Below are 6436 nucleotides of genomic sequence, written 5' to 3' on the forward strand. Positions count from 1 at the left end.
GCACCGGGCGCCGCGGCGCCAGCGCCGCCGGCCTGCCAGGCCACGGGCTGCACCACGATCGGATCGCCGGGCTTGCCGCGCGGCAGCTTCTGGAAGCCGTCCACCATGACCTTTTCGCCCGTCTGCAGGCCTTCGAGCACCACCCAGTTCGTGCCCTGGGCCGGCCCGAGCTTGATGGGGCGCGGCGTGAGGTGGTTGTCCGCGCCCACCACCATCACGGTGTCGCCCTTGGCCGAGCGGGTCACCGCCTGCTGCGGCAGCAGCACGCCGCCGGCCACCTGGGCCTGCTCCAGGCGCACGCGCACGTAGAGCCCCGGCAGCAGCTGGCGGTCGGTGTTGGGGATCTCGGCGCGCAGCGTGACCTGGCCGCTGGTCGGGTCCACCGTCAGGTCGGTGAAGAGCAGCTTGCCGGTCTGGGGATAGAGGCTGCCGTCTTCCAGCACGACGCTCACGCTGGCCGAGCCCTTGCCGGCCTGCTTGTACTTGCCGCTGGCCAGGCCCGCCTTGAGCTTGAGCGCTTCGGAGGCGGACTGCGTGAAGTTCACGTACAGCGGGTCGATCTGCTGGATGACCGCCAGCTCGGTGGCCGAGCCCTGGCCCACCAGCGCGCCTTCGGTCACCAGCGCGCGGCCGATGCGGCCGGAAATGGGGGCGGTCACGGCCGCGTAGCCCACGTTGATCTGTGCCGTGGTCACGGAGGCGCGGGCGGCGGCGAGGTTGGCCTCGGCAGTCTTTTGCGAGGCGACGGCGTTGTCGTATTCCTGCTTGCTGATCGCGTTGACGGCCACGAGCGGCTTGTAGCGCTCGGCCAGCGCGCGGGTCTGTGCCACGTTGGCATCGGCCTGCGCCACGCTCGCCCGGGCGCTTTCCAGCGAAGCCCGGTAAGGCGCGTCGTCGATGGCGAAGAGCTTTTGCCCAGCCTTCACGTCGCTGCCTTCGGTGAACAGGCGTTTTTGCAGGATGCCCGCGGCCCGTGCACGCACTTCGGCGACGCGGGAGGCCTCCAGCCGGCCGGGCAGTTCGGTCACGAGGCCCACGTCGCCGGGCGCCACGGTGACCACGCCCACCTGGGGCGGGGGAGGGGCGCCGCCACCGGCCTGGGCCGGGGCTTCGCTCTTGCCGCAGGCCACCAGGACGGTGGCGGCGACCAGGCTGAGGCAAAGGGCCACGACCCGGCGTGCGGGGTGGAGGGCGGCAGCGGAAACGCCAAGATCGTCACTGAGGCGAAGCATGAAAGTCCTTCCGGAAATGCGCTGATTGAAAAGGCCATGCAGGCACGGAGATGTCTTTGATCGGCATCAACCAAGCAGATGGCCCTTGAATTCGGTGCGCGATTATACATACAAACATGAATGTATAATTGCTGCGGAGCGCTGGCGCCGCCCTTTCCACGGGGTGGGCAATGCCAGAAAAACGCGGACATCGAACACAAAAGGAGACATGCCCCATGGCCCGACGCACCAAAGAAGACGCCGTTGCGACACGCAATAGTTTGCTGGATGCGGCCGAGCAGGTCTTTTACCAGAAGGGTGTGTCGCACGCGTCGCTCAACGAGATCGCGCAGGCCGCCGGCGCCACGCGGGGCGCCATCTACTGGCACTTCAAGGACAAGGTCGATCTGTTCAACGCGATGATGGAGCGCGTCACCCTGCCGCTGGAGCGCGCCAATGGCGAATGCGAGAGCAACGAAGACATGGCGCCGCTGCAGCGCATGCGCGGCGTAATCGACCTGGTGCTGCGCAACCTGGCGCAGGACCAGCGCATGCAGCGTGTCTTCGAGATCGCTTTCTTCCGGGTGGAATACGTCGAGGAATTGGCGGGCGTGCGCGACCGGCACATCGCCGCCTGCGGCGCCTTCCGCGAGCAGCTTGCCAACGACCTGCGCCTGGCCGCCGAAAGCCAGAAGGTGCAGCTGCCCATGCCCCCGCAGATCGCGGCCATCGCCTTGCAGGCGATCTTCGAAGGGCTGCTGCAGGGCTGGATCCTGAACCGCGCCAATTTCGACCTCCCGGCGACCGGGCGTGCCTCGGTGGACGCCTACCTGCGCGGGCTGGGCCTGGAGCTGCCCCCGTTGCCGGACTGGCTGCAGGATTGCTCTTTGCGGGACGTGTGCCCGCACGCCGCGAGGGCCGTGCCATAATCGCCGACTGATCGGGCCGCAATGGCCCGCTGTGCGGCTGTAGCTCAGTGGATAGAGTATTGGCCTCCGAAGCCAAGGGTCGTGGGTTCGATCCCCGCCAGCCGCACCATCGATGATCGCCGCAGTGCCGGACAACGCACTGGGTTCTCCCTCTTTTTCCATTCCTTCCGATTCGCGTCCGGCGTTATCCCCGCATTAGCGGCGCCTGCGCAACGCATCGCGCTTTTCACGCCGTTCCAGCCACAACGACAGCGCCACGCGCGCGGCCAGCAGGGCCACGGTGGTGGCCAGGGCGCCGGTGGACAAGGGCGCTGCCGGAGCCGCTTGCATGGCGGGCGCGGGCAAAGGCGTGACGGGCGTGAGCGCCGAGTTGGCGTCGGCCCCGCCCTTGCGGGGCTCGACCGGGTCGAGCAAGGCCTCGGGGGCGGCGGCATGCGAGCCGTGCTCGGCCGCATACACCTTGGTGAATTCCGCGCCCAGCAGGAAGATCTGCGCGGCGTAATACACCCAGATCAGCACGACCGCGATGGCGCCGGCGGCGGCATAGGTCGAGCTCAGGCCCGCCTTGCCCACATACAGGCCGATCAGCACCTTGCCCACCTCGAACAGCACGGCGGTCACCGCAGCGCCCACCCACACGTCGCGCCAGGCGATCGGCACCGAGGGCATGAACTTGAAGATCATCGCGAACAGCACGCAGCTGATGCTCATCGACAGCAGGGTGTTGATGCCCATCAGCATCAGCTCCCAGCCCGGCATCAGCGCGCCGAGCCAGGTGCCCGCCGCCGCCACCGCCGCGCTGACGGTGAGCGAGGCCATGAGCAGGAAGGCCAGGCCCAGGATCAGCCCGAACGACAGGAAGCGCGCGCGCAGCAGGCCCCAGATGCCGCTCGGCTTGGCGGGCTCCGGCACGTGCCAGATGCGGTCGAGCGCGCTCTGGATCTCGCCGAACACCGTGGTCGCGCCGATGCCCAGCAGCACTAGGCTGATGGTGCTGGCGATGATGCCTTCTGTGGGCTCGCGGGCGCTCTTGATGAGGCCCTGGATGGCGAGCGCGCCGTCGCGCCCCACCAGGCCGGAGATCTGTCCTTCGATGGTGCCGCGCACCGCGTCCTGGCCGAACACGGCACCGGCGATGGAGATCACGATGACGAGCAGCGGCGCAATGGAGAACGCGGTGTAGTAGGAGATGGCGGCCCCCATGCTGGGGGCGTAGTCGTCGAGCCAGGCCTGGCAGGATTTCTTGGCGAGTCGAAAAAGGGTCGAGGCGTTCATTGCGGTTCCGGGGTCAGGCCTCTGGTGTAACCAATCGCATTGCCGCAGGCTGTAGGAGGGGGCCGGAAGCGCCCTTCGCCGGTCCCGTTCGTTCCCCACGGGGAGCCCGTCCGATGCAGCGCGAGGGCGCCGTCCCACACGGGGGCGGCCGCGGGCGGTGCGGTAATCCGGTCATTCCCAGAACCTTTGCGAGGTCCGTGCATGTCCCGTTCGCACCGCCAGTGTTCCGATAAAGCCAAGCCCCGGGAGATTAAGCGCCAGCGCCAGCGGGAGGCGATGTTCAAGCCGGCGGGGCGGGGCGGCGTGCCGTTCTATCCCGACCCCGAACCGCCCGTGTGGAAACCGCTGGGCTGATGCCACGCCCGCCGTGCCAGCGCGCTACGGCGTGACGCAGGCCCCATCCACGAACACCCGCAACTCGCCGCTCTGGAAAGCGGTCCACTGCTCGTCGCTGGTGAGCGGCGCGGTCACGACGACGGCCACGCGGTCCTGCGGCGTGGTGTGGGCGGAAAAATCGATGCGCAGGTCTTCGTCGCACAGGCGTGCCTGCGAGAAAGGGTGGCGCCGCTCGATGTAGTAGAGCTGCGTGGAGGCATGCGCCCACAGCGCCTGGCCGTTCGACAGCAGGAAGTTGAACGTGCCGTGTGGGGCGATGCGCGCGGCCAGTTCGCGCAGGGTGATGGTCAGCTCCGGAATGCTGGGCACGCCCGCGTGGGACTTGGCCAGCTCCTGCATGATCCAGCAGAAGGCATGTTCGCTGTCCGTCGTGCCCACGGGGTGGAAGTGCGAATGCAGCCGCGGGCGGAAGTCCTTGAGGTCGCCGTTGTGCGCGAACACCCAGTACCGGCCCCACAGCTCGCGCACGAACGGGTGGCAGTTCTGCAGCGAGACGCTGCCCTGCGTGGCCTTGCGGATGTGGGCGATGACGTTGCGGCTCTGGATGGGGTAGCGGCGGATCAGCTCGGCCACGGGCGAATCCACCGCGCGTTGGTGGTCCACGAAATGGCGCAGGCCCTTGTCTTCGAAGAACGCGATGCCCCAGCCGTCGGAATGGTCCGCCGTGTTGCCGGCACGCTGCGCGAACCCCGTGAAGCTGAACGTCACGTCGGTCGGCGTGTTGGCATTCATTCCGAGCAACTGGCACATGGGCTTTGGGAGAAAAGAAAGAAAAGGACGAAGGGCGGAAGGCCAGGGACGGGATCGGGTTCAGCGGCCCGGCGCCGCGGTCTTGGGCGCGCGCAGCTGCCACGCGGCCACCAGCGCCAGCAGGCACAGGCCGGTGAGCAGCAGGAAGGTTTCGCCGAAGGCGGCGATGCGCGCCGGGCTGCTGACCGCGTTCTGCAGCGAGTCGCCATGCGCGGCGATGCGCCATTCGAGCACGATCCCGCACAGGCTCACGCCGGCTGCGCCGCCCAGCATGCGCACGAAGCTGATGGCGCTGGAGCCCTGCGCGATGAGCGGCTTGGCCAGCGGCCGCATGGCCCCCAGGTTGAGCGAGGGCAGGATGAACCCGAGCCCGATGCGCCCCAGCACCGCGAACACCACCAGCATCCACAGCCCGCTGGTCAGATCGACCAGCACCATGAGCGCGAACGAGATCGCCAGCAGCGCCAGGCCCGTGCCCACCAGCCAGTGCGTGGGGTGCCGGTCGGCCAGCCGGCCCACGATGGGAATGGTGATGGCCAGCACGATGCCGGCCGGCAGCATGATGGTGCCCACGTGCGAGGCCGACAGCTGCAGGCCCAGCTGCATGAACACCGGCAGCAGGTAGGTGGAGCCGAAGAGCGCCGTGCCGTAGATGAAGGCCACGATGCTGCCCATGGCGAACTGCCGGTATTCGAAGAGGCGCAGGTCCATGAGCGGCGTGGCGCCGCGCGCCAGTTGCCGGCGCTGCCACGCGATGAAGACGGCCAGGGCCGCGAAGGCCGCCAGCAGCAGCGCGCCGGCCTGCAGGCCTGGCCCGCCGTGCAGCGCCACCAGGCCGTTGAGCAGGCACAGCGTGCCGACCGCGCCCAGCACCAGCCCGCGCCAGTCCAGCGCGTTGCCGGACTGGCCGGCCACGGCGCCGCCGGGGCTGCTGACCGGCACGAACCGATAGGCCAGCGCGATGGAGGCGATGCAGAACGGCACCACCATGAAGAAGATCGAGCGCCAGCCGAACCAGTCCACCAGCAGCCCGCCGATGCTCGGGCCGATGGCCGGGGCCAGGACCACGCCCATGCCGAAGATGCCGCTTGCGCGGCCCTGCTCGTGCGGCTGGAAGGCATAGAGGATGATGACCGCCGGAATCGGCTGCACCACGCCCGCGGCCAGCCCTTCGAGCACCCGGGCGGCCAGCACCAGCCCGTAGTGGCTGGCCACGCCGCCGCCGATGCCTCCCACCAGCAGCAGCACCATGGCGCCCACGTAGGTCGCGCGGTAGCCGAAGCGGGCCAGCAGCCAGGGGGTGGTGAGCATGGCGACCGTGGTGGCCACCATGAAACCCGACGACACCCACTGCGCGCGTTCCTGGCCGAGCGTGAAGTAGTGGCTCATGTCGGGAATGGCCACGTTCACGATGGTCGACGACATGATGGAGGCCATCGTGCCGACCATCACGGACAGCAGGAGCAGCCAGCGGTAGCGCTCGCCGTACCGTTCGCGCAGCAGGGCGGTGGAGCCGGGACCGGTCATCGGGCGGAAATCGGGCAGGGGCCGGCCGGATCAGGTCCGCTCGGACCAGAGCTTTCCGCCGGTGGCCCAGTTCTCGCGCTTGACGTCGGTGATGAGGATGTCCACCGAGTCGGGCGAGCCGCCGAGGATTTCCACCGACACGCGGGTGATCTCTTCCACCAGCTTCTTCTTCTGTTCGATGGTGCGGCCTTCCATCATTTCGATGTGGTACGTCGGCATGTCGGTCCTTCAGGGAGTTCAAAAAAGGGAGCGGCCATCATATCGGCGCGCCGGTTGCCGCGCCCTGTGGCGCGGAGCCCGTTCCGGCCGCGCACCGGGGGCACAGGCAGGCGGTGCCGCGCTGGCCGG

Annotated in this window: 7 protein-coding genes and 1 tRNA gene; 3 read left to right on the forward strand and 5 right to left on the reverse strand. The window is 68.7% G+C overall.

Translation table 11 applies throughout. The annotated features are described in order from the left end of the window. Positions 1-1232: efflux RND transporter periplasmic adaptor subunit (locus AC27KI_RS16845; RefSeq protein ID WP_487114855.1), on the reverse strand; the 1232-nt coding region annotated here is incomplete at its 3' end. Between the two features lie 215 nt (positions 1233-1447). Between AC27KI_RS16845 and AC27KI_RS16850 the strand changes: the two genes are divergently transcribed. Both AC27KI_RS16850 and AC27KI_RS16855 read left to right on the forward strand, forming a co-directional pair. Then, positions 1448-2140 carry a TetR family transcriptional regulator gene (locus AC27KI_RS16850; protein ID WP_284394426.1) on the forward strand — a complete coding sequence of 231 codons (693 nt, stop codon included), beginning with the start codon at positions 1448-1450 and terminating at the stop codon, positions 2138-2140. A 33-nt stretch (positions 2141-2173) separates the two neighbouring features. Further along, a tRNA-Arg gene (locus AC27KI_RS16855) sits at positions 2174-2249 on the forward strand. Between the two features lie 86 nt (positions 2250-2335). On the opposite strand, the gene AC27KI_RS16860 is transcribed toward AC27KI_RS16855, so the two are convergent. Then, complete coding sequence (locus tag AC27KI_RS16860; RefSeq protein WP_284406666.1) at positions 2336-3415, reverse strand: YihY/virulence factor BrkB family protein; 1080 nt, start codon at positions 3413-3415, stop codon at positions 2336-2338. 201 nt (positions 3416-3616) lie between these two features. Between AC27KI_RS16860 and AC27KI_RS16865 the strand changes: the two genes are divergently transcribed. Beyond that, entirely contained in the window at positions 3617-3769 is a 153-nt protein-coding gene (locus AC27KI_RS16865; protein ID WP_272565744.1) for a hypothetical protein, read from the forward strand. Positions 3770-3793: 24 nt separating this feature from the next. Here the strand turns inward: AC27KI_RS16865 and AC27KI_RS16870 are convergent, their stop codons facing one another. The 3 genes from AC27KI_RS16870 to AC27KI_RS16880 are packed head-to-tail and all read right to left on the reverse strand — an operon-like array spanning position 3794 to position 6307. After that, the gene (locus AC27KI_RS16870) at positions 3794-4561 is read right to left on the reverse strand and encodes a class II glutamine amidotransferase (protein WP_284413330.1); all 768 of its coding nucleotides are present in this window, start codon (positions 4559-4561) and stop codon (positions 3794-3796) included. Positions 4562-4621: 60 nt separating this feature from the next. Further along, positions 4622-6088 (reverse strand): DHA2 family efflux MFS transporter permease subunit, encoded by a 1467-nt coding sequence (locus AC27KI_RS16875; RefSeq protein ID WP_284406664.1) that lies wholly within the window; start codon positions 6086-6088, stop codon positions 4622-4624. A gap of 30 nt (positions 6089-6118) precedes the next feature. Next, the gene (locus AC27KI_RS16880) at positions 6119-6307 is read right to left on the reverse strand and encodes a 4-oxalocrotonate tautomerase (RefSeq protein ID WP_272549570.1); all 189 of its coding nucleotides are present in this window, start codon (positions 6305-6307) and stop codon (positions 6119-6121) included. Between the last annotated feature and the right edge of the window lie 129 nt (positions 6308-6436).

This window comes from Acidovorax sp. KPB24-03 (assembly GCF_057546605.1).